We start from the raw sequence: 24796 nt of genomic DNA on the forward strand, positions 1-24796 counted from the left end.
ACAAATTGAATGGTGTAGCTGTACAGGATGAAACAAAAAATTTACACGGGACCACTGCGCGGTCAGAAATATCCTCCGATCGCTGTTATCCCCAGATTTTTTTGATTCCCTTTTTTAAAGGGTGAAATCTGGGGATAAAGGCGAACGCTTCGCTTCTTCGAATTCTTTCTGTCCTCTCCGTTTATCGTGTAAATTTTTAGTTGAACATGTATAGCTCAAAAATATTTCAAAAAGGTTTACCGCAGTAGCACGGTTTGTATTTGGTAGGGTTTAAAAGATAGTGTAATCTGGCCGTTCGTGTGGGCCAGTGGTTTGATCGGTTCTTCCAGTGCGTTGGAATGGTACGCTTGCTCGAACGCATGTGGCCATTGCAATGTGATGTTTTCGCGTTTGCCTGAGGATTCATAGAAACGCAGCGCGGTGCCGTGTCCATCCTCTGCCAGTTTGACGGTATCCAGAATGACATGCTGGCTTTCGAAGTTAATCCATGAGCCAGTTGCTGGACGTGAGTGAGCAACAGTTACTGTTGCATCTGCGGTTGGATATACTCCAGCCCCTGCGCTTTGTTGTGATTGATCCCTCTGCTGCATCTGTTCCATCGATTGCTCTTGTTGTGCCTGTTGTTTTTGCTCTACTTGTTGCACGACCACTTCCGTGTTCAGTTCAGCTGCCTGGCGTACGGTGTGTGCGTTTCTCCAGTCTCCGTCGTGCGGGTACAGGGAATATGTGAATTCATGTTCTCCCAGATCAGCCGTACGGTCAGGCCATTTTGGTGCTCGCAGCAAGGACAAACGAATGGTACTTCCGTGCACGTCATACCCGTACTTGCAGTCGTTGAGCAAACTCACGCCGTATCCATATTCGGATACATCTGCGAAGCGATGTCCGCAGACCTCATACTGGGCTTGTTCCCAGCTTGTGTTGCGATGTGTTGGACGTTCCAGTGTGCCAAACGGAATCTCGAATGTGGCCTTGGAAGTCACCACATCAATCGGGAAACCAACTTTCAGAAGTTTGTGATTCTCGTTCCAGTTCACCTGTGTTTGGAAGTCAATTCGCCGTAAGTCATGATAAAAGACGATATCTTGTGTAATCACCGATTGATGTAGCTTCCACCGGAAGCGCAGGACATCTTTCGTTGTACCCGCCAGCACCAGCTTTTTCTCCAACAGTTCCACTTCGCCAGCAATCTGTTCCTCATAACGACTGTCGATATCCCATGCATCCCAGAGCGTTGGGCGATCGTGGAAGAAGTGAAGTTGATTGCCACGTTCACCCGGCTTCAACATCTCACGCTCTGCGGTTTTATCCCACAGACGGGTGATCTCCCCACGTTCATTGAACTGCACATGATAAAAGGCAGTATCCCATGTATCATTAAAGGTTGGTTGTGCGGCAAGGGTGGTCATTTCCCGTACATTCGTTTCCCTTGTGTTTTCCGGTACCAGCCAAATCGTCTTATATCCAAACGCCGGAATGTCTGTCACGAGAATAGACATACTTCCATCCTCCCGATCCATCCGCAAGCGCTGGCCTTCTTCATCGATGCCGTAGCGATCCAAGCTATCCTGCACAGCCAATTGAACAACTGCACTGCGTTTCCAGCCCAGGCTGTTGAATACAACATAGGCTAATGAACCTTCCGGTCCCTCTGTGTTGATACCCGTTGTCAATGCTGTAACACCCTGGGTCAATCTGTTCTTACCTAATTCAAATACCTGTACATATTCCTCATTCGAAGTGACGTAGGATTCCGTAATCGCCGATCCCGGTATAATATCGTGGAATTGATTCAGCAAAATCAATTTCCAGCCGTCATGCAGTGCTGAACGCACTTCAGCTTCGGTATTCGCCTCCATATCTGGCAGAGCGAGTGTATTCCACAATTCAGCTTCACGATATAGAACTTCCGCTTTCCGGTTGTTGCGCTTATTACGCGCATGGGTCGTGTAGGTTCCCCGATGTAACTCCAGATACAGATCGCCATGCCACTTCGGAAGTACAGGTTGCTCCTTTTCAATTCCGGCAAAGAAAGCTCCAGCTGTGCTATAACGGCTCGCAGGCTGACCTACCATCAGGTCTGCGCGATCCACATACTCCAGCATCTCGCGTGTTACGCCACCGCCGCCATCTCCGTGTCCGTATAGAAGCATATGCTCCGGATGCGCTGCTTTCTCACGGTAGGACTGCCAGTGATCATGAATGTCCTTCGGCAACGTATGCTCGTTAACACCATGATTGAGGTAAGACAGAATGGGTGTTCCATCAATGCCCACCCAGTGGAAGAGATCATATGGAAACACATTTGTGTCATTCCATCCGAGCTTTGTTGTCATGAAATATTCCACATTGCCATGCTTCAAAATCTGCGGCAGGGAAGCACAGTACCCGAATGTATCCGGCAGCCATTCAATCTGTGATGTCTTGCCAAACTCCTCCATATAGAAACGCTGACCATATAACATCTGGCGAATCAGGGACTCCCCGCTCGGGATGTTCAAATCCGGCTCAACCCACATGCCGCCCACAAGCTCCCAGCGACCTTCTACAATCCGCTGCTTCACCCGCGCGTACAGCTCAGGGTCATGCTCTTTCAAAAATGCATATAACAAGGGTTGGCTCTGTGAATACACATAGTCAGGATATTCATTCATGAGTGCATCCACGGTGGAGAAGGTACGGCTAGTCTTACGTACGGTCTCGCGCACAGGCCACAGCCAGGCAATATCAATATGGGATTGTCCCACCATATGCTCCAGACCTTCCGCGTTTCCGCCAATCTCACACACATGATGCTTCAGATTATTCTCAATCTGACGAATACCCTCTCCCTGCTCAATCTCTTCTGCTGACATGCCTACAAATTGATCCATCGCACGATACACCAGTTCTAACAGGCGAACCCGCCGAAAGTCACTTTCCGGTAGCAACACAGCCGAATCACGCACAATAATGACGGTATACATCAGACTACGAACCGCTTCATTTGGTCTCACCAGCAGGCTCGTAATGGATGTGATCGGCGGCTGAATAACCGCCTGTTGATTCAAGGGGTCCACAGGTTCAGGTACCGGATCAAACATCTCAATCTCAAGTTCCGGAGCGTTTCCGACTTTGGATGGATCAAGCGTGACGTAGGTATGATTGCGGTCAAGGCCCTGATAAGAGTGCCCATTTACCCGAAGCAAACCTTCTCCGCCTGTCTCAAATACAAGCCCATAAGGTGCTTGCTGCCATGTAGCAGGGATCTCCAAACGTGTTCTAAAAAAATAAGTCGTTCCCTGTTTGCTCGGAAAACGCTCAAAATCTTGCCCTTCGGGGTACTCACCATGATCCTCATACTGTCCTGGCACATTATAATAAGCGCGGGTAATGTCCCAGCTACGCAGCTGTAATTGCTCCAGCCACTGATGTTCGGACAACTCGCGAATAAATCGTCTGATACGTTCCAACGTCTTACGCCTCCCTTACGGTCAGTTCGGCCATTTGCGTATCGTTAACGCAGCTGCCGATATGGATATGGAATTGTCCCGGTTCAACGACAGGTTTCAAATCACGACCAATATACTGCAGTTGCTCGGCTCCGATTCGGAATTCCACGGTCTGTGTCTCTCCAGGCTCCAAGTTAACTTTTGCAAACCCCTTCAGTTCCTTGGCGGGACGAGTCAGTGAGCTGACCACGTCAGAGATATACATCTGTACAACTTCTGCACCTGCATAACGGCCGGTGTTGGCCACATTCACCGATACCTTAACTGAATCATCAGTTGTCATGGACGAAGAACTCAGTTTCGGTTCGCTGTACTCATATGTGGTATAACTCAGTCCGTATCCAAATGCATAACGTGGCTCCAAATCCTCTTCGAGGTAACGCTTGCCTCGGGAACGTTTGCCGTTATAATAGATCGGTAATTGGCCGACATGCTTTGGAATGGAGATCGTCAATTTGCCTGACGGATTCACATCACCGAATAGAATATCTGCAATGGCACGACCGCCCTCTTGACCCGGATACCACGCCTCCAGAATTGCATCGGCATGTTCATCGACCCAAGGTTCAGTGATCGGACGACCATTAATGTAAACAACGATAAGCTTCTTGCCGAGCTTGTGAATCTCCTGAATGAGTTCCAGCTGTACTCCGGCAAGACCCAACGTCATCCGGTCGATGCCTTCGCCGCACTCCATATCGTTCCATGAGTTATCCGATACATTGGAAGCGCCCGTCTTCAGATCGATCGTTCCTTCTCCAAAGTCACGTGCACTGGAGCCGCCAACCACCATAATGACCGTATCCGCCTGGCTGGCAATTTCGATGGCACGCTCAAATCCTCCTTTTGAATCACCTTTAATCCGACAGCCCGGTGCATAAAGAATCTGATCTGTACTGCTGTCACCAGTCAAAGGACCAACAGAACTCTTCTCCGTTTGCCCATTCACATGATTAGCCAGCTTACTGCGAATCCCATCCAGTACCGTTGCCACTTTGGACTTCGGTTGCGGAGATGTGTAATCGCCCAGTTGATTGTAAGCTTGGTCTGCATTAGGACCAATAACGGCAATCTGTCCCACATCTGCTATCGATAGAGGTAACGTGTCAGCCTCATTTTTGAGAAGTACAACCCCTTCCGCCGCCAACTGCCGTGCCAGTTGAACATGCGCTTCACTGCCAATCACTTCCGCTGCCCGATCGGCATCCACATAAGGCTGTTCGAATAAACCCAGTCTGAACTTCAACGCCAGCACGCGAGAGACAGCCTGATCCAGAACCTGCACATCAAGCTTGCCTTCTGCCACCGCCTGCACCAGATATTGCCCAAACATCTCACCGGACATTTCCATATCGATGCCTGCCTCAATTGCCTGTACGGAAGCTTCCATTCCATCTGCCGCGACATCATGCCCACTTGCCAGCATGTTGATCGCACCACAATCTGTAATGACCAGACCGTCAAAGCCCCAATCCTTACGCAAAACATCTTCCAGCAATTCTGTATTCACGGTGCAAGGCGTGCCATCAATTTCGTTGTATGCTGGCATGATCGACGCAGCGCCAGCTTCCACCGCTTTACGGAATGGATAGAGATCCACTTCCAGCAGTTCACGCCAGCCCATATGTACAGGCCCTGCATTACGTCCACCTTCCGAGCTGCCATAACCAACAAAGTGTTTCAGCGTTGCCGCTACTGTATCTCCACCGTCAAGACTTCCACCCTGAAGTCCTTCTACGGAAGCAACTGCCAGCTCTCCAATGAGAAACGGATCTTCACCAAAACATTCCTCGGTACGTCCCCAGCGCGGATCACGCACAACATCCAGTACCGGAGAATAGGTGACCGCACCGCCTTGAGCACGTGTCTCCCGCGCTACTGCCTGGCACATCTCCCGATACAGATCCACATTCCAGGTGCTCCCCAACAAGAGGGGAACAGGATAGACCGTTCCGTCAATGGCCATATGACCATGCGAGCACTCCTCCCCAATCAGAATGGGAATCCCCAGTCTGGAATGTTCTATCACATAACGTTGAATCAGATTGACCGCCTCAGCGCCTTCTCTGGCCGATAGTCCATTTTCCAGCGTGACGCCAGTCCATGGATCTGCCCGAAGCGCACCGTAAAGCGAACCGATGCCCCCATTTTCCACTTGCTGCTTAAAGGATTCGTTTAACATGATGTTCCCTTGATCATTCGTATAGGTCTGCCAGCCAAATGGCTGCGTAAGTTGACCTACCTTTTCTTCCGTAGTCATCAGGCTCAGCAGGTGTTGCACCCGTTCCTCTACGGATTTCCTTTGATCCTTATAAGTCATCACTCTACATCTCTCCAATCCTATAACGTGATCCGGTTATTCTTTGACCGCACCCACCGTCAGACCCTGTACGAAATAACGCTGGAAGAACGGATAAGCGAATATAATTGGCAACGTAGCAAGCACAACCATCGCCATTCGGGACGTATCCTGCGGAATGGACTGCATGGCTGCCAGACTCATCGAACTGTTAGCAGAGTTCTGCTGGATAAACTGGATACTCGACTCAATCCGCATTAACATGGATTGCAGCGGTACCAGATTCGGATTATCGATGTATAATAGCGCATTGAACCAATCATTCCAGTAACCGAGTGTACTGAACAACCCGATGGTTGCCAGTCCCGGCAAGGAGAGTGGAATCACGATTTTCATAAAGGTATAGAACTCACCGGCACCATCAATTTTCGCAGATTCAATGACTGCATCCGGCACACTGGTGGAGTAGAATGTACGCAGGATCATAATATAGAAGGCATTCATCGCCAGCGGCAGAATCAGTGCCCATAACGTATCTTTCAATCCAAGCAGCTGGGATACAACCATATAGGTTGGAATCATCCCGCCGTTAAACAACATGGTCAGAATCGCAAAGATGGAGAAAAATCTCCGATATCTGAAGCTCTTGCGAGAAATCGCATACGCATACAGCGACATGAGAATCAAACTGATAATGGTACCGAGTACCGTCACCAGAATGGTAACTCCATACGCACGCAGCAGCGTGTCCCCACTCTGCCAGACAAACTGATATGCCGCGAGACTCCATTCTGCCGGAATCAGACGATACCCATCACGGGCCAGTGCTTTCTCGTCTGTAAACGAGATAATAACTACAAATATAAAAGGAAATACACAGATCAGAGCGAATAGACCGGCGATAATGTTCATGATCACGTTCCATCCGCTGGATACGTGGTGGAAGTCGCGTTTTTTAACAAGCCCTGCTTGAGCCATGGTGGTTCACTCCTTTCCCTGTTCTAGAATAGGCTACTGTCTTTATCTACTTTGCGCACAACATAGTTGGAGATGATAACGAGAACAAAGCCTACGACGGATTGATACAATCCCGCAGCTGTACTCATGCCAATCTCACCACTCGTTTTCAAACCACGATATACATACGTATCAATAACATTCGTAACGGAATAGAGCGTACCTGAGTCCCTTGGCACCTGATAAAAGAGTCCAAAGTCGGCATAGAAAATGCGGCCTACGGCCAGCAAAGTCATAATCGTGATGATGGGCGACAGTAACGGAATCGTAATGTTACGAATCTGCTGCCATTTGCTTGCTCCATCAATCATGGCTGCTTCATACAGTGATTTATCAATCCCCAGAATGGAAGCCAGATAGACAACGCTGCTATAACCGATGGTTTTCCATAACGCTACGAATACCAGAATATACGGCCAATATTTTGCCTCGGAGTACCATTGAATCGGTTCCACCCCGAACCAGCCAATAATCTGATTCAACATCCCGCGGTCCATGCTCAAGAAGCTGAATGCGAAGTAACCAACGATAACCCAGGATAGAAAATACGGCAGAAACATACCGGTTTGATACAGTTTGGCGAGTCGTTTATTCACTAGTTCCGAGAGCAGGATTGCCAATGCTACAGAGAATACCAGTCCCAGGAAGATAATCGCGATGTTATAAAAGAGGGTGTTGCGTGTAATGAGCCATGCGTCACTTGTGCTGAACAGGAATTTGAAATTGTCCCAGCCAACCCATTCACTCTTCATCAGACTTGCCCAGAACCCTTCACGGCTGAAGCGATATTCCTTAAAGGCAGCCACTGTACCCACAAGAGGCAAGTAGGAGAAGAAGAAGAACCAGATGGCGCCTGGCAGCACCATGAGCAGCATGACCCGGTTTCTAAGCAGGTTTTTCAAAAATGTAGTCATTGTGGAGTTCCTCCTTCAGGCTTGAATGAAAAAGGACCGGACGCGATAAGCAGCCGCCCGATCCTTACGATGTACTGTTACTTGTTCTCTGCTCTCCAGGCATCCAGCTGGCTTTGGGCTTCAGCCATTACTTTCTCCAGTCCGGCTTGATTGAACTTCTCAATCACTTGATCCAGATTGGCTGCCGGGTCCAGTGTACCTGTCATCAGTGCTGCCCAGTACTGCTCTTTCACGTTCTGTACCGCTGTCAGTTCGGACGATACATTGCTTGCATCAAAGTTAAAGCTGAGGATCGGGGAATTGACACCTTCAGCGTTAAACTTCTTGAACTCATCCCATTTGTTATCCGGGTCATTGCTGTTCAGATAGAGCAGCATGTTGTTCCCAAGGGAGTATGAAGGCATATCGTAGTTTTTCGATTCAGGCAGATTTTCCATATGTGTGTCATCCACTTTTTTGTAGTGTGTGCCCTCAATGCCGGAGTCCACCATATTACGCAGCACAGGATCTGTATTCAGCAGGTTCAGGAATTCCATTGCTTTCTCCGGATATTCCGAGTTGGCCGAGATGGCCATGATGGAACCTTGTACAGATGTATTCGTTATAATTGCTTCACTTGCAGGTGTTGAAACGACTTGATAACCGTAACTTGCAGACCATTGATTGTCCGCGAGCGGCTGAGTCTGTGCACGATCCAGGAACCAGTTGCCCGATGTTGTCAGGTCGTTCGTTGAACCTGTTGTTGCCGCTTCTGCTGATACATAACCAGCCTTGTAGTATTTGTGCATCGTGGTAAGTGCTTCTTTCATTTCAGGTGTTTCCAGTATGTTTACAAGCTTATAGTCTGTTGTATCCAGCTTGATTGCCATTGGCAGATTCTGAATGACATAGTCATAAGGCACGTAAGGAACATAGTTTTTATCCATGGCAAATGGTGTTACACTCGCCTCGTTTTCCTTAATTGTTTTGAGCAGAGGCTCCAGACTGTCTAACGTACGAACGCCAGAGATGTCCAACTTGTATTTATCAACCAGCATTTGGTTAAAGCGCCATACCTCTTGTTGTGGCAACTCTTTGTTGGCTGGAATTCCGTAATTGTGTCCATCTACCTTCGAACCGCTGAGGAATGCAGGATCAATGGTCTTGGTAAGATCCTGACCGTATTCATTAAGCAGGTCATCCAGTTCAAGGAATGCACCTTTTCTGGCATTTTGTACATAATCGAATCCACCGGAAGAGGTGAACAGAATGTCCATTGGCTCACCGGATGCTACGTTAACCTGCATCTTCTGCGGGTAATCACCCCAGTCAACCATCTTCATCGTTACCGTGGCATTAATTTTCTCTTTGGTATACTTGCTCACTTCTTCCATCACTTTGTTGACGTCTTTCTGAGGGGTACCGATGGTATACCAGATCAACTCTACCGCGTCATCTCCAGCTCCCCCGGATTCTGAAGCATCTTTGCTTCCTCCACAGGCACTAAGAACAAGTGTAACGGCCATTAACAATGCAAGAACGAGTGAGAAGCGTTTTCTTTGTTTACTCATTTCTTTGATCCTCCCTTTTCGTGTTCCCTTAGGCTCTACTTACTAACTGCTTTAACCTTATCGAATGAAAGCATTTACAAAAAGAAGATAAACTTAAGTTTTCGAGGTACAAATTAAAGAGAAATCGTCCTTGGGCATCTATTTTGTACCTGTTTAAATAAATCGCTTACATGAAAGAGACATGCCGGGTAACGTATGCCATGATTTTCATCCATGCCATTCCTGTTCCCGATATGTCTCTTGGCTCTCTGTCCGCATGGTTGGATCTACTCGTCACCGAATTAACCAAACACCTTGTAATCAGTCGGTGAAATCCCCACATATTTACGGAACTGTTTATAGAAATATCCCGTCTCCCAATACCCCACATTTCGTGCGATCTCATGTACCTTCAGATTGGAATTGCGCAGTTGCTCCTTCGCACGTTCAATCCGGTATTTGTTGATATATTCGGCAAACGTCTCTCCGGTCTCCTTATGGAACAATTGTCCCAAATACACCGGATGCAGATGATAGTGGGCACCCAGCAGTTTCAGAGAAAGCTCTTCTGCGTAGTGTTTGTCGATATGCTGAAGCACCTGGTTTACAATCGGATTTTTCAGATCCTGCAATAGGGACTGGATCGTCTGCGACCCAACTTGCTGAAGCGCCCGCACGAGTTCATCAAAAGTGCCACTGTCCAGGACAAGTTGAAGCCCTTGTTGGTATATCGCAGACTCATCCGAGTGTTTGATGCTCTCCAGTTCCATCTTGAAGCGAATCACCACTTCCAGTGCGGTATTCTGTAACTCCCCAGGTGTAAGCCCATCGCGATGCTGTTCAAAATCCATACGAATCCGGTCGGCAAGTTGTTCTGTATTGCGGGACAGAATGAGTTTGGCATACTCCCTCCATTCAATGAAAAAGGTCGCGTTTGAATTTCCGCACCTTTCCAGCATGGCATGGTCGATGACTTTAAGGTCAGGATAAATCATCACATACTGGAGTGCTTTTTTGGCCTCCGAATAACTGGTCGGCGCATGGTACAGTCCCTTCATCAATCTGCCTGCTCCAATGCGTGCCCCCGGATGGGTTACGGTTATCTCATCAGATAATGCCTGCAAGCCATCCATCAACTTCTGTTCCTCGTCACTCGTACCCTGAATATTGGCAATAATGACGATGTCTCCATCGATATCATGAAATACGTTCAGATGTCGTCTGTCTCTGAGCATCTCTTCTACGCGTTCAAACATGCCGGATACTTGCCCTTTGTCACGCAGAATGGCCACAGCAACGTCTGGTGCATCCAACGAAAGGTCCATAAACTGGGCACGTTCTTCAAATTCGGTAGCTGCAATCTGTCCTGTAAGCCATCGATGAAGAATGTTATCTTTCAGAATCTGAATGCCATAAGCATCATCGGCTTGAGGTGATACCGTATGATCCAGCTTGGACGCGGTGTTGCTCAGCGTAGATTCCAATTCCTCCACATTAATCGGTTTAAGCAGATAATTTTCGATCCCCAGCTGCATGCCTTCCTTCAGATATTCGAACTCATTGAAACCACTGAGGATAATGACCTTAAGCTCAGGTTGTACTCGCCTTGCTTCCCGAATCAGATCGAGACCATTCATGAGTGGCATGGATATATCCGTAATCAGGATGTCCACAGGCTGAGAAGAGAGCGCTTGTAACGCTGCTTGCCCATTGCCCGCATGACTCACAATTTCCATTCCAAACGAAGACCAGTCCACAATATCGTATAACCCTTCAATGATGAATGGCTCATCGTCCACAATAAACACCTTGTACATATTACACACCTGTCCCTTCTGTATGTGGATAACGCACCCTGATCCGTGTTCCTTCTCCGAGGGTGCTATCTATGGTGATACCGAACTCTGGCCCATACAGGAAGCGCAATCGACTATGGACACTGCGCAGCCCAAACATCTGACCAGATTCTTCAGGACGTTCCAGTTCTTCAAGGATTTCCGTCAGGCGTGCCGGTTCAATGCCTTTGCCATTATCTTTAACTTCCACTTGCACCACATCATCTGTCTCTTCTACAACAATCGATAATCGGTTATCCGAACGTTCTGTCTGAATGCCGTGTACGACATAATTCTCAATGATGGGTTGCAGCGAAAGTTTGACCACAGGATGTTGATAATATGCAGCATCGATCTGGATCGTATATATGAAAATATCCTTATAGCGGATTCGGAATAACTCCAGATACAAGCGACAAGCTTCCATCTCGTCCTTCAACGTATAATTTTTCTTCTGCTGTACCAGGCTCTTGAACAATACGGATAGACTATAGATCATCTCGCCAACATCTCTCGCCCCTTGGGATATCGCCCTCATCCGAATCACTTCAAGCGTATTGTAGAGAAAATGAGGGTTGATGCGCGCCTGTAATGCGACCAGCTCGGTCTCCTTCTGTTTGATCTCGGCTTTGTAGACTCGTTCAATATAGAGATTTAGCTCGTCCAACATATCGTTGAAGCTATGTGAGATCTGCCCCAGTTCATCATCACGCGGATCGTCGATGCGAGCCGTGAAGTTGCCGTATTTCACTTTTTGGGTGAAGCGAATAATTCGACGGGTTCGTTTGGCAAAGTTAATAATGAAAAATGCCGGAACCAGCACGGCAAATAAAATACAGACGATACTGATCGAGATGATGGTATTGCGAATGCCCGCATAGGTTTCAGCCATCTCTTCTACCGGAACGGTACCCATGACCACATAACCCTGATCCGCGGAGACAAACTTGTTCACATACATGTTCTGCTCCTTTTTCATCGAATCCATATCCGTCTGATCAAACAGGGAATCGGCCACATTCACGTAAGGGTACTTTTTCCCGTAATACTGATTGTTGGAGTCGAACAAGACTGTTCCTTTGGCCGATAACACCACGATTTCTCCCTTGAGATTACTCTCGTAGTTGTCCAGCGCGTTACCGATTCCTTCTGAGTCAAAGAAGACAAGAAATTGGCCCAGATTCCGTAGAGTCTGTGTATTGTTAATCGGTACGCGGATGGAGTAGAGCGCAGGGTCCCATTGATTAATCTCTTTGCGTATCCAGTAGTTAGGTGCACTGATATTGGGCGTTTCCATCGCCATCACGTCCGGAATATAGGAATGAGCTACATTGGCGTCCAGCTTGCGGAACTGCTTGTGTTGATTAAAGGTAGACAGATCCTGCTGTTCGGCGCTATACAACATGAGTTGGTTAATCTGCGAATTGCGATCCATAATGTTCTGAAAATGTTTCAACACATCGGCCGAATAGTCATCCTGATTGGCGTAATATCCATTTGTCATATGCTGAACATATTCAGCGTACGAATGATTCATCAGGTAAGTAATGTTGGCGGACAGCGCCTCATTCTGATGCATATCCCTCACCATGTTTTGCACCGATTCATACTGCTGATGAATGTACCGATCCACATGTTCCATCGCCGCTTTCTGGATCGCCAGTTCCCGGCGAATCGTGGAGTCGGACACCGACAGGAAGATGATATAAGACAATGTAATGATCGTGACAATCGATATCATCGAGAAGATCAGGAGCATTTTCATAAACATATTATTTTTGAAGAAATTATTGTAAACGCTAACAATTTTCAAATCGCATGTTCCCTCCGATGCTGTTTTCCTAACTTGAATTATATCATTAGGCTTCTGACATTAACTTGTCACCTGCAACTTTTCTTTAGTTTATATCTGTGTTTCTTTAATTTCACCCTATTTAAAAACGCTTTCATCCACTATCGTTAACCATAAGTTTAGCTTTGTGTAAAAGAATATCTTACATTCATTCCACTTCAAGGAGGAACAGCATGACACGCAAACTCAAACCAAAAGGCATCATTCCCAAGGTCACTGCCATGGTCCTGACTACGGCTCTGCTTGGACAAGTTGTTGCATCATCCGTTTATGCCGGAGACACGCTCCCTTACACCGGTGAAAGTGCCAAAGGGGTGAATCAGCCCTATCAACATGGATACACCTCGGCCCAGATTCTGAACTGGACACCGGAAAGTGATATCCATGGCGATTTACTTCGTGCCCATGTTCCCTTGCAGCCCCGTAATGAAGCGTTCGCTGCCACACAGGCTTATCCTGAGCTTAGTCCGGATACCCAGCTATTCACGATGAGCGGCGATTACGGCAATGCATTCTTTGATAGCACACCTTATACCAATGAATTCAGCCAGTATCTGTTTAATTATTGGCAATATACAGACTACTACAGTTATTGGCACGGCATGGCCTCTGCGGGAGTACCTGAGGAGCTGTACGATCCGAGTAAAGAATGGACGGAGAAATACTTCGAGTTTGGCATTTTGAACATTCCGAATCCGGCCTATACCAACGCAGCCCACAAAAATGGCGTCAAATCCATTGCCAACATTTTTTTCTCAGACAATGACCGTGGACCACAGACGTACAAACAAATGCTGATCCAGGATGAAAACGGTAATTTCCCTGTGGCCGAGAAACTGGCCGAGATGGCGGAATACTACAACTACGATGGATATTTCTTCAATCAGGAAGAGGTTGCCCGGGGTGTAGCCCCTGAGGATATCGCTTCCTATAAGAAATTCATGAAGTATCTAAGAGATAAGGGACTGTACGTTCAATGGTATGACTCCACCATCAATACAACAGGCAAGATTCAATATCAGAACCAATTCAATGGGCTCAACAGCCCCTTTGTACAAGATTCCGTTCTCGGCAGAGTCTCCGATTCCATCTTCCTGAATTATGTATGGAACCACAAGATGCTCCGCGATTCCCGTGATCATGCCCTTAGCCTGGGACTGGATCCACTGGAAACCGTATTTGCTGGTGTCGAAGGTGGACATGACAAATTCGGCCGCTGGAAGCAATCCTATGACCTGCGCCATAACCTGGATGAGAACGGTCAACCGATGAACAGCATCGCGACACTGGGTGCCGACTTCACCCACAACGCCCTGGATGAAGAGATGGGCGATGGCAGTACCAATCACCGAGCTGAGGATAAGTACCAGTGGATGACCTTTGTACGTGATCGTGCCTGGTGGTCTGGTCCAAATCAAGACCCGACAGATGCACGTCGTAATGCGTCTGCCGATCTGTCGGATGTGTATGCTTCCGGTGCGAATTGGGATGGGATTGCCGCTTATCTGACCGAACGCTCCGTTATCAACGGCTCTAATTTTGCGACCAGCTTCAATACAGGTCACGGTCTGAAATATTATGAAGATGGCGCTGTCTCGAACGACAAGGAATGGTCCAATATCAACATTCAGGATATCCCTGTCACTTGGCAATGGTGGATGGATAGTGAAGGTGAAGGTGACAAGCTCAGTGTTGATTTTGACTACGGTCCATCTTATGAGAAAGGCGCAAGGTACAACTATAATTCCATCGGTGCGTTTAATGGCGGCAGCTCTCTCGTGGTGAACGGTACATTGAACACGGACAACTTCCTTCGCCTGTACAAGACCGACCTGTCCGTCAACGTACAATCCAAACTGGAGCTGACGTATAACAAACCGTCCACTAGCGATGCTTCTTCCCTGTATGTTGGGTTAATCTTCGAAGACGATCCATCCAACGTGGTCAATGTGGAAGTGCCTCAGTCAGGCCAGCATACTACAGGTTGGAAGACAACTTCGCTGGATTTGAGCGCCTATCAAGGCAAAACCATTGCCGCTATGGGATTGTCCTTTGACCCGAATGGCAAAGCGATTGAGAATTACCAGATGAATATTGGCGAGATCCGCATTTCCGACGGTTCAGCGGCTGTACCGGATGCACCTACCGGATTCCATATTGCCAAAGCACTGACCAACACCGACGAACTGGTTGTTGCATGGAACATGAAGGACTATTCAGAGGTCAAACAATACAATTTATATGAAAATGGCGCCTATGTTGGCGGCGTGTATGATTCTACTTTTTATATCAAATCGTTAAAACAGCCTTCTGGTGAACTGTCCATTCGTGCTGTTGGTGCAGATGGTACCGAGAGTGAAGCAGCGGTCCTGCCTTATGATCTGAATGCAGCCGTTCAGAATATCGATGTGAAATTCAAAAAGAATGGCGATGCTATTGTAAGCTGGAAAAACCCGAAAAAAGTAAACGATTCGGGCAAAGACAAAGATAAGCATACGGATAAGGACAAGGATAAAGATAAAGACAAAGGTAAAGGTAATGAGTCTATTCAACTCACACTACAAACCGAATACACGAAAGAACCTTTCACTAAGTCAATTCAAGTCAAAAAAGGAAAACAGTCTGCCGTTCTGACCGGACTTCCGACCAATGGTGAGCATTACGTGCTGAACATTGCTATTGGCGGGCAGAACCCGGTAACCCATACCGGACAGCTAGCAGATCTTCAGATTACACCATACGCCAAGGAAAAGATCACGGTAAAAGATGGAAAGTATACATTAGCCCTCCCGGATCTGGAGGATTGGTACAAGATCTATGTATATGAAAATGGGGTGGCACGCGAGTTCGGAGTCACTTACGTTTCGCAGAAATTCCCGTATATCATTCGGGGAAGAACAAAGCTAAGTGAACTGACCTTCACACCAGCGTCCAGCAACAGTTCTTTAAAGCTGGTCATTGAGGATTATGCGGGCAATCAAGCCACGACAATTTTGAGATAAATATAATTTTCGTGCACGCCAGTATGCTGGTTGAAATACGTACAGCCCTTCACTTCCCAAAGGAAGTTGAAGGGCTGTTTGTTCCTATAGGAACGCATCCATCTGCTGAACATTCAATGCTTTTTGAACTAACGTATTTCTTTGATTACACCCCGTTGGATAACATTGAGGATAGATACTTCCGCAACTGCTTTTTGTCTATTTTATCCACAGCTGTTCTGGGCAAAGTATCCAAAATGAACAGTTGAGTCGGCCATTTGTACGGAGCAAGGTGTAGCTCACAAAACGCCCGCACCCGCGTCAGATCCAAACTGTCACCTTCCCGTAATACTATGAAAGCAACGAGTTCCTCGCCTTCGTCAGGAAGAGGAAGTCCGATTACGGCCGCCTCGCTTACCGCCTCATGGCTCACAATAACATGCTCAACTTCGGCACAAAACACATTGGAACCGCCCACAATAACCATATCCTTCAAGCGATCAAACACATAAAGATAACCTTCGACATCCAGACAACCGACATCCCCAGTTCGAATCCAGCCATCGGACATGGTCTCGGCAGTAACCTCCAACTGGCGCCAATACCCCTGCATGGTCTGTGCACCTCGAACAACGATTTCTCCAGCCTCGCCCGTAACTGTCTCACTTCCGTCCGTATCTAATATCCGAACTTCGAAGGCCTGCTCACCTTGGGCAGCCAAGTCAGCAGGACGACCTACGGATCGAAGGCGATGAGGATCGCCTATATGCTGAGCAGGAAAAAGGCGGCTTATAGACATTCCACATTCCGCTTGTGAGTAGTTGTTCACAATGATAACTTCAGGAAATTGCGATACGACTTCCTGTAGTGTATCCGGGGAAATAATGGACCCTCCGCAGCCAATAAGCGATAGACTCTTCAAGTTTCTACCTCCTACGGATGCCTCGCGGGTAAAATCACGAAGCAGTTGGCCTACTGTGCTGAGTTGTGTAATCTGATCACGTTCAACAGCTTCCATTATGCGGTGTACATTCGCCGGATATTTATCCAGAAATACAAGACAGCCTCCGGCAGCCATAGTCGCCCACAATTGGAACTGACCCACCAGATGGGATAGGTTGAGCACTAACACACGACGACTGAGATCATGTCCGAAGCCTGCAGAAGGCGTAAGTTGATTCCAAGCAGCCATTCCGCGATGCGAATGCATGACCCCTTTTGGCCGACCAGTTGTCCCGCCCGTATAAATCAGGACTGCCGTATCGTCCACACTTCGTTTGACATGGTCTTTTGGAGAGAAAGCGGGTTCCTGCTGTAAAAGAGCAGCGAGCGAACTGCTATTCGTCCCTTCTTCTTCAGTCGTGAACAGTTTTGGACAATAACCAAGAAGCTTTACTGTGGCGATAGCGGCTTCAGCATATTGGTCATCATGAATAACCATATGTGGTTCTGCGTCCTGAAATATGGCAGCGAGTTCAGGTACTGTTAGCAAAGGAGACGGCACGAGTGGTATAGCACCGATCCCAACTGCTGCATAAAACGCAACAACGAGCTGGGGATCTGGATCACCTAAAAGGGCAAAGCGATCACCGGCCCGGAGTCCTTTAACATACAGAGCATGACTCAGTCTTTCAACTAGACCGTTAAGCTCCCCATAACTCATCGTTTGCCCATATCGCATTAACGCAGGTTCCTCAGGGTACAGACTTGCTGCAATTAGCAATCGTTCGGATAGAAGCAAGCAATTACCCCCAATATTTAAATTTCCATTTTTCCGTTAAGAAAACTATGGAATAAAAAGAGAGTAGCATATATCTGGAATAATAAGTAATCATTATCCCCTATTAAAATCATAAATTCTTCTGATATTACAGTTCTGCCAACAGACGATTCTTGCCATTTACCTAATTGCTAACTTATTTAGGCAGGTCAAATTGGGCTGCTTTTTAAACTGAAATCCAACATTTCTTTTATCATTACGTTTATTTAGGTAACGAGTACCGGTGTATCCTCCCATAGTTGAACGGAAAAAAGTATCTTTATATACTAAAAGTGAGAACTTTATATCTAAAGTAATCTTCAACTTGTTTAACTCTTTTCCAATATACTTAACAAAAAGTTCATAACGTCTCTTTAACCATTTAAATGGCCTAATCCTGATGTTTGTAATTTTACGTGTATGAGTGATCCGGTAGGACGTCCAAATTTTTTAAAAATAATCCCAACCTTTATTTCGCCTGACACACTATATAATTGTCAGGAATTACAGATGCAACTATGGAGGCGTAAAATGGATTCAAATAGAAATAACGGAAAAGAAGCGGCGGAAGCGATTCGGAGCTATGTCAAACCGATTTTCGGTTTTGCCTTAAACCGGGTCAAGCAGCGGGCCGAGGCGGAGGATCTGGCTCAGGAGATTATGCTGCAGTTGTTGAAATCCTTCTCCGGGGTGCGGGACATTAGAAGCCTTGACGCTTACGTCTGGACGGTTGCCCGATACACTTGGGTGAATTGGTTGAAAAAGCGTGCGCACGCTCCCCAAGCGTTCGAAATCAACGGCATGTCCGAACTGTCGGCCGCCCCTTCCCGGGAGCCGCTTGACCGGTTGCTGGTAACCGAAGCTTACCGCGAGCTGCGCCGAGAAGTCGCGTTTCTGTCCGACATCCATCGCCGGATCGTGGTCATGCATTACTACGACGAGCTGAAAATAAGCGATATCGCGATTGCTCTGAACATTCCTGTCAACACGGTGAAATGGCATTTGAGCGAGGCCAAAAAGAAGTTACGGAAAGGGATGAAACGTATGCGTGCAACAGGAACTTTAAGTGTCAATCCGGTCAGCATGGGGGAAATGGGCCATTCCGGTTCGGCCGGCAGCCTGGGCGAAACCAACGATTTTCTTGGACGCGCCTTGGCGCAAAATATCGTTTACGCGGCTTATCATAAGGCGCGTACCGTACATCAAATCGCGGAGGAGCTTGGAATGCCGCCATCTTTGCTGGAAGGCGAAGTCCGGCACCTGGCCGATTACAATTTTCTCATCCAAACCTCTGCCGGCAAATATCAAAGCAATACCATCGTCTGGGACCTCTTCGACTTAGCCGTAGCTGGTCATCAACTCTGGCAAGATTGTGCCGCCGAAGTGGCCGATGTTCATTTCGACGCGTTAATGGAAGTTCGCCGGCAAGTAGAGGACAGCGGAGTGTACATTCCAGACGGTGACTATAACTTCCTGCTCTGGACCTTGCTGCCCAAGAACATCGAGGAGCAATCTTGGCGGAGCATGCCGGCGGGCGACAACTTCGATGCGGTCGCACCAATGCGAAAGGACGGAGGTCAATATATTGCCTATGCGGCGTTAAATCGGAGCCACTATGCCGATCCGGGTTTTGATATGAGTAGTTACGTCACCTTCGGTCCGTCGCTCCGCTACGTCGAAGACACTCCCTTATACTTGTGGCAATTCAATACGCACTGGAGCGACCGCCAGGTGGATTGGCGTTTCCTGGAATACCGGAATGTCGAGATTTGTCATGCTTTCCAACAAGGAGAACTGCCCGACAACGAAGAGAACGCTGAGCAATATTCGTTCCTGCTGGAGAAAGGATACATCCGCAAGACGGAGGAGGGGTACAAGTTCAATGCGGTCTGGATGGACTCTCCGCAAACGTTGGAACGGTTGAACAAGGCAATGCCGGATTTGTCCGCTCTTTATGCGCCTGCTGTCGGCAAGCTCTACGACAAAATGCTCAACCTGTTCCTGCAAAATCAGCCGAAGCATTTGGAGCCGCAGCTTGCTTACATGGTGAGAGGCAACACCGGAGGAGGTCGGCTGGTCGCTTATATTTTGAAACATTTGATCGATAACGGGAAGTTGAAACCGCCGTTGCCGCACCAGCAGAAGACGATTTCGACCTGGATGGGGCCGGTCAAGTAAGGCGGTTCGGAAATGAATACGAAGAATAGTCGTTCCCGGGCGGTGGCCATTTTTACACAAAACTCTGTCTGTCCAACGAAGTGATTAGGACATCGCTATTTCACAAGACCCCCTCCTGAACGTATGGAAATGATTAAAAACTACCCATGACGCATGTGCGTCATGGGTAGTTTTTAATCGCAATCGTATAACGTTTCCCGTTAGCTTAATGCTCAAACTTTATGGTTCTGTATTTTCAGTACCTTCAGAAAAAAGAAAAGTTACCTCTAAATCATTATCCCCTCTAATTTCATCTATAGTTTTTGAAATCATATGGGAGTACCTCTGATATAACCAGTCTGTGGCAAACTGATCTTGACCTGAAATAATGAGAGTGTTGTCAATTTGAATTGCTGTAGTACCTGTAAACCACCTATCAAAGCTTGGCTGAGAGATTTGGTCTTTTATTTTTTCTAGAACTGATTTCCAAATGTCATTCTTGTTATTAAGTATATTCGTTTTACTTATATGAGCATCATTCTCTTCTAGGAAATAATCGACTGTATTATTAAATATCTTAGCTAATCGAACTAATATATCAATATCAGGTAAACATGCACCTCTCTCCCACTTTGAAACAGCCTGATGACTAACTTTTAAAACTTCACCAAGTTGTGTTTGCGTCATGGATAAATCTTTACGGTTTCTTGCTATGATCTCCCCGACCCGCTTAATATTTATCATTGTTTCACCTCCTAAAATGAATAGTAATTCAGGAACTTATTTATGTATATCAAATTGTGGTTGAAAAACACTCTTCAAATTGCAACTCATAGTTTCATTAAACTAACCTGCCCGTTAGCTTAATGAGGAGCTCATCATCCAAATATAATTTTCGTGTTCTCTACTTTCTGTAAAGGTATACCAAAAAGGATCGTTAGCATTTTTGCAACGATCCCTATTGTCAGTCCGTTAGTTGAAATAAGCAACTAATCACTTCGCTACCCTGCCGACTATAAGTCCTAGGGATATTAAGATTACATCTGTTTACAAACGCATTCTAATCATAGAAAGGAGACCTGAGATGATTTGCCTGTTAGCCTAGATTTTATACATCAAAAGGAATCACTTATGTAACTCACAGCCACTCACCCTAATTAGAGTGTCTCAACCAACTTCTGAATCTTTGAGTGGGAAATTAAATATACAGGTCCCGTTGTTTCTATTTTGCCGTTCTTTACACGTATAGCGCTCTCCTGTTCTGCCGCATAAACATCAATCTCTTCAGACAAGGGGAACAGGTAGCCTTGAACAAACGTGGCGTAGTCGCGTTGAGAATGAGATTCGTAGGCAAAATGATCAAAGCCAATACCATCATAAATAGTACTTGTTTCAACTTCATCCGTCTTATTCAAGCTTAACCATTTTGCAGCCATGTTTAAGGCACCGGCGCTGGCACCCATGATAACGGCATTACTATTCTTAATAACATCTGATAATTCATATTCCGCCAAAAATTCGTTCTGCAGAACAGGATATCCACCGCATAAAAAAATGACAGAAGCGTTCTGAATGGATCGCTGGGCATCTTCCTTCTGCATGCGGTAATCAATGAAATGATACTCATCAAAAATAATATTAGCCTGATTCAACCAGGTCCATTCAGTAATATCATCCATGTTAATTGGCTCATCATTATAACCAGCCGGATCAGCACTAATCATGACAAGTGATTTTCTATCTTGTATATCCTCCTGCAAACAATGGACCAGCTTCTCTGGGAAAAAATGATTAAACCAACTGAAATAGTAGTGAGTACTCAAACTTAATTACCTCCATATGTATTATTTACATTCATCCATAGGAATCATAGACAACCTCTTTTTACATGCATTATACAAAATAATCCAATTTATTGATAGTACATGTACCATAACTATAACCACGTTAAAAAAAGCCCGGTCCTTCCCCCGGGCAACAAACACTTTTGTATGGGTTACTTACTTATAAATTCTACCATCTTCTGATGCAATTCCTTCTCGGAACATTTTTAAGAATACTCTCCTCATAGGTACCCATGAACCAATTTGGAGCATCTGCTTCACCGACCGCTTGGTGAAACGATGGCATATCAGGATATACTTCAATCGTTACTTTTCGCGATGGATGATAATTCTCTATGATTTGATATCTTTACAAATGAATAATGATACGCAAAGATTGGAGTAGTTCTGGAGGGAATCACTTCATGTAACCGACTTCTCAAAATGAAGGAGAGATACTAATGAAATACACCAATGTTTTATTATCAAGCGTAATTGTCTTAGGAAGCATGGGTACGTTATCATCTGCATCGGCTTCGTTTCATACTTCTGATAAAATAGCACACGTTGCTGCTAAATCAACTTCTGTGAACGCTTCGACATACCAGAGTATATCTAAGTTTGAAAAAACAATAAGCTCAAACAAAATTGTCTGGAGAGGTGACAACATCACGATAACCGCGAACACCTTAAAGCTAGATGCTGCTGCCGATTTTGAACAAAACATAATTGACACCATTGTAGTTACTCATGGTAAAGAAAAGCACACCCTACAAACGGGAGATTTTGAAGTTAAATTATTGGATATCACTAGTGTTGCTCAATCTCCATCAAATGAATGGATTGCTATCCAAGTAGAAAAAAGTGCTGGCAGCAACCTCATTCTCATGAACCTTAAAACAGGAAAGTACACGATTATAAACGAACGTCTTGAAAAAGCAGGTAAACAAAATGTAGAAACCATTTCATCATATAATTGGTCACCAAAAGAAGACATCATTGCATTTTCTTATGGAAATACGGAGAAAAGCACGTTAGCAATATACGAAACTAAGAAAGACAGTGTTGTTTATCTCCCTCGGGCAACCAACTATATCAGCACAGGTCTAATATTATGGCATAAGAACGGAAAAAGTATTGATTATATTAGTGAGTATCCTTCAGATCAATGGATTCTTTTCAGATACGATACAGGAAGCAAAAAAGTTAAGCCTGTAAAAAAAATCACAAAAAAAGAATTTCAGCAGTGGTTTAAATTAGATAAATATCCTGCAAAATAATAAAAAAAAAGATTGGACGGAAAATACGTTTTTCTTCAGTTCAACTTATATAGAAAAAAGGCGAGTCTCCATTAAGGACTCGTCTTTTGGCTTTATTAAAATATTTAAGATGTTCCTTTTTGCTTACTCGCTTGCATCTGCTGGGCAAATCTCATCATCTCTTCAAACTCTTCCTCAGATACGGCATCCCCATCGGTGCTTATGTCTTGTACAATCGGAATTTCGGGCTTGGCTTTGGTTCCTTTGCCGTATGTACGGGTACGGGTTCCAGCTGCACCAGCAGCCTGTTTGCCTTTGACCTTGGCCTGATCACGAATATATTGGACGGCTTTCTCGTAGGAGTTCACCTGCTTGAGCAACATGTTGGAGGCGATCGCCTCAACGAAGTTACGGTTAATCCGCTGCTCGCCGCCAGATACAAGCAATGCCATCAAATAATGAATCAATACATTGATAACTTCACCCGGCAACTTGTAACTCAGATCAATTTTCTCAAATATATCGATCAGATTGTCCGGTACTGCACCTGGGAAAAACGTCTGCAGCAGACGTGTGTATGGCTCATTGCGCAACATCATATTGTATTGATGAATATCACACTTGGTCATAAATTGTGGAGGTACTTCGACGTAATATTCCATCTGTACCCCATGCTCAACAGGTGGTTCACCGGAGTCTTCTTTCCGCTCTGGCTCCTCCATATGCTGTCTCAGCGCCACAACCTTGGCCGCCTGTACGGTCTGTTGCTCATGACGCTTCTTCGTCTGTCTGAACTGCATGCTCGCTTTATGCTGAAGATCATCCAGAATCAGCTGGCCCTGTGGAGTGAAGATATCATCTTCATCCAGCAGACGGCATACATCCTGCACACTGAGGTTAAACTTGTTTACTACATAATTTACAATGCCCAGTTGTTCATGATCGAAACGCAACTGTTCCACATGACGACGATTGACGGACTCCCGCGGGAAACGCAAAATAATGTCGGCATAGTTCAAACTGTTTTCTTCCGCTGCATCATTCGTGCCTGTCCGCTGGGCCGTAGTTGATACTTCCGACAAAGCCTGCTCCAACTCGTAATCAATTACGTGGGTATTCAATTCAAATATATCGTAAAAGGGAACGGAAATATTCTCTTTATTGGCTGCCGGATAAGGCGCGTCCCCATTTTCCACTGCCGAGAAACCGGAACGCAGGGAAAGGACTGCGAATTTACCAATCTTGTCACGAAGCAGCAGTGTCAAATGCTGTGTCCGGAAAAACTCTGCCGGAGAGAGCGGCGGTTGCAGCTCATATTCGTAGATGTAATCATCATTTTCCGGTATATATAGGCGTGAAGTCTGAAGTAGCCCCACTGCCTCAAGCTTGGATGTCTGCTCTAACAAATATTTGCGCCCTTTCTCACTTGGCTCCAAGCCAAGTGTCATGAACAGCCTCCGTTGCTGTTCAAGCGGCGAATAACCGACCTGTTCACCGGGAAGATGCTGAAACAACAGCCGATACAAGCCAACCGCAAAAGCACCTACCATGGGCTGATATGCTCCTGTAAGCATACGGTCATCCAGGGCACTAAGTCCAAACTCCCTGTATACGCAGTAGCGATGATGTTCAGTATAATGGTGCAGATTCTTCATGCGCATAGCCTGATCTCCTTCTCCCCAAAAGTATGTTTATCTATTCTATCATAAATGTCTGATCCTCAAATGCTCAAAAACAGGTAAAAAGATGGCCTGTTCTCGCTCCGTTTCGTCCTAGGTCGACATCATTCACGTTTTCGCCGAATTCAGCAAATTTCTAAAATAAAATGTCGAGAGTCGCTAGAATACTATAAAAGCTATAGCAGCAGAATACAAGTGAAG

Annotated in this window: 14 protein-coding genes; 3 read left to right on the forward strand and 11 right to left on the reverse strand. The window is 46.1% G+C overall.

Going from position 1 to position 24796, the window contains the following annotated elements:
• Positions 1-236: 236 nt before the first annotated feature.
• The 7 genes from F0220_RS24775 to F0220_RS24805 form a co-directional block, all read right to left on the reverse strand.
• Positions 237-3452 carry an alpha-mannosidase gene (locus F0220_RS24775; protein ID WP_149846781.1) on the reverse strand — a complete coding sequence of 1072 codons (3216 nt, stop codon included), beginning with the start codon at positions 3450-3452 and terminating at the stop codon, positions 237-239.
• 4 nt (positions 3453-3456) lie between these two features.
• Positions 3457-5811 carry a glycoside hydrolase family 3 N-terminal domain-containing protein gene (locus F0220_RS24780; protein ID WP_149846935.1) on the reverse strand — a complete coding sequence of 785 codons (2355 nt, stop codon included), beginning with the start codon at positions 5809-5811 and terminating at the stop codon, positions 3457-3459.
• Positions 5812-5847: 36 nt separating this feature from the next.
• Complete coding sequence (locus F0220_RS24785) at positions 5848-6768, reverse strand: carbohydrate ABC transporter permease (RefSeq protein WP_062837930.1); 921 nt, start codon at positions 6766-6768, stop codon at positions 5848-5850.
• A 23-nt stretch (positions 6769-6791) separates the two neighbouring features.
• Positions 6792-7721: an ABC transporter permease gene (locus F0220_RS24790; protein ID WP_091020840.1), complete on the reverse strand. Its 930-nt coding sequence runs from the start codon at positions 7719-7721 to the stop codon at positions 6792-6794.
• 77 nt (positions 7722-7798) lie between these two features.
• Complete coding sequence (locus F0220_RS24795) at positions 7799-9271, reverse strand: ABC transporter substrate-binding protein (protein WP_091020839.1); 1473 nt, start codon at positions 9269-9271, stop codon at positions 7799-7801.
• A gap of 281 nt (positions 9272-9552) precedes the next feature.
• Positions 9553-11067, reverse strand: a complete 1515-nt coding sequence (locus tag F0220_RS24800; RefSeq protein ID WP_105601275.1) for a response regulator transcription factor — start codon at positions 11065-11067, stop codon at positions 9553-9555.
• 1 nt (position 11068) lies between these two features.
• Positions 11069-12898 carry a sensor histidine kinase gene (locus F0220_RS24805; RefSeq protein ID WP_091020837.1) on the reverse strand — a complete coding sequence of 610 codons (1830 nt, stop codon included), beginning with the start codon at positions 12896-12898 and terminating at the stop codon, positions 11069-11071.
• A gap of 212 nt (positions 12899-13110) precedes the next feature.
• On the opposite strand from F0220_RS24805, the gene F0220_RS24810 reads away from it, so the two are divergent.
• Positions 13111-15939 carry an endo-beta-N-acetylglucosaminidase gene (locus F0220_RS24810; protein ID WP_149846782.1) on the forward strand — a complete coding sequence of 943 codons (2829 nt, stop codon included), beginning with the start codon at positions 13111-13113 and terminating at the stop codon, positions 15937-15939.
• A gap of 145 nt (positions 15940-16084) precedes the next feature.
• On the opposite strand, the gene F0220_RS24815 is transcribed toward F0220_RS24810, so the two are convergent.
• The gene (locus F0220_RS24815) at positions 16085-17659 is read right to left on the reverse strand and encodes a class I adenylate-forming enzyme family protein (protein ID WP_149846783.1); all 1575 of its coding nucleotides are present in this window, start codon (positions 17657-17659) and stop codon (positions 16085-16087) included.
• A 549-nt stretch (positions 17660-18208) separates the two neighbouring features.
• Between F0220_RS24815 and F0220_RS24820 the strand changes: the two genes are divergently transcribed.
• Positions 18209-19855 (forward strand): RNA polymerase sigma factor, encoded by a 1647-nt coding sequence (locus F0220_RS24820; protein ID WP_188310496.1) that lies wholly within the window; start codon positions 18209-18211, stop codon positions 19853-19855.
• A gap of 219 nt (positions 19856-20074) precedes the next feature.
• Here the strand turns inward: F0220_RS24820 and F0220_RS24825 are convergent, their stop codons facing one another.
• Together F0220_RS24825 and F0220_RS24830 are read right to left on the reverse strand one after the other, a co-directional pair.
• Entirely contained in the window at positions 20075-20578 is a 504-nt protein-coding gene (locus tag F0220_RS24825; RefSeq protein ID WP_149846785.1) for a helix-turn-helix domain-containing protein, read from the reverse strand.
• A 413-nt stretch (positions 20579-20991) separates the two neighbouring features.
• Complete coding sequence (locus tag F0220_RS24830; RefSeq protein ID WP_149846786.1) at positions 20992-21657, reverse strand: Type 1 glutamine amidotransferase-like domain-containing protein; 666 nt, start codon at positions 21655-21657, stop codon at positions 20992-20994.
• A 461-nt stretch (positions 21658-22118) separates the two neighbouring features.
• On the opposite strand from F0220_RS24830, the gene F0220_RS24835 reads away from it, so the two are divergent.
• A complete protein-coding gene (locus F0220_RS24835) occupies positions 22119-22937 on the forward strand; it encodes a hypothetical protein (protein WP_149846787.1) in 819 nt (272 codons plus the stop codon).
• 104 nt (positions 22938-23041) lie between these two features.
• Here F0220_RS24835 and F0220_RS24840 read toward each other — a convergent pair whose 3' ends face one another.
• Positions 23042-24577 (reverse strand): replication initiation and membrane attachment family protein, encoded by a 1536-nt coding sequence (locus F0220_RS24840; protein ID WP_149846788.1) that lies wholly within the window; start codon positions 24575-24577, stop codon positions 23042-23044.
• Positions 24578-24796: the final 219 nt, after the last annotated feature.

Source organism: Paenibacillus sp. 37 (assembly GCF_008386395.1).
GTDB lineage: Bacteria > Bacillota > Bacilli > Paenibacillales > Paenibacillaceae > Paenibacillus > Paenibacillus amylolyticus_B.

What these genes read in the sequence shown, in the direction of transcription:
- F0220_RS24790 (WP_091020840.1), bottom strand. Translation starts at nt 7,721, where the DNA reads ATGACTACATTTTTGAAAAACCTGCTTAGAAACCGGGTCATGCTGCTC.
- F0220_RS24825 (WP_149846785.1), bottom strand. Translation starts at nt 20,578, where the DNA reads ATGATAAATATTAAGCGGGTCGGGGAGATCATAGCAAGAAACCGTAAA.
- F0220_RS24820 (WP_188310496.1), top strand. Translation starts at nt 18,209, where the DNA reads ATGGATTCAAATAGAAATAACGGAAAAGAAGCGGCGGAAGCGATTCGG.
- F0220_RS24840 (WP_149846788.1), bottom strand. Translation starts at nt 24,577, where the DNA reads ATGCGCATGAAGAATCTGCACCATTATACTGAACATCATCGCTACTGC.
- F0220_RS24810 (WP_149846782.1), top strand. Translation starts at nt 13,111, where the DNA reads ATGACACGCAAACTCAAACCAAAAGGCATCATTCCCAAGGTCACTGCC.
- F0220_RS24795 (WP_091020839.1), bottom strand. Translation starts at nt 9,271, where the DNA reads ATGAGTAAACAAAGAAAACGCTTCTCACTCGTTCTTGCATTGTTAATG.
- F0220_RS24800 (WP_105601275.1), bottom strand. Translation starts at nt 11,067, where the DNA reads ATGTACAAGGTGTTTATTGTGGACGATGAGCCATTCATCATTGAAGGG.
- F0220_RS24785 (WP_062837930.1), bottom strand. Translation starts at nt 6,768, where the DNA reads ATGGCTCAAGCAGGGCTTGTTAAAAAACGCGACTTCCACCACGTATCC.
- F0220_RS24780 (WP_149846935.1), bottom strand. Translation starts at nt 5,811, where the DNA reads ATGACTTATAAGGATCAAAGGAAATCCGTAGAGGAACGGGTGCAACAC.
- F0220_RS24835 (WP_149846787.1), top strand. Translation starts at nt 22,119, where the DNA reads ATGAAATACACCAATGTTTTATTATCAAGCGTAATTGTCTTAGGAAGC.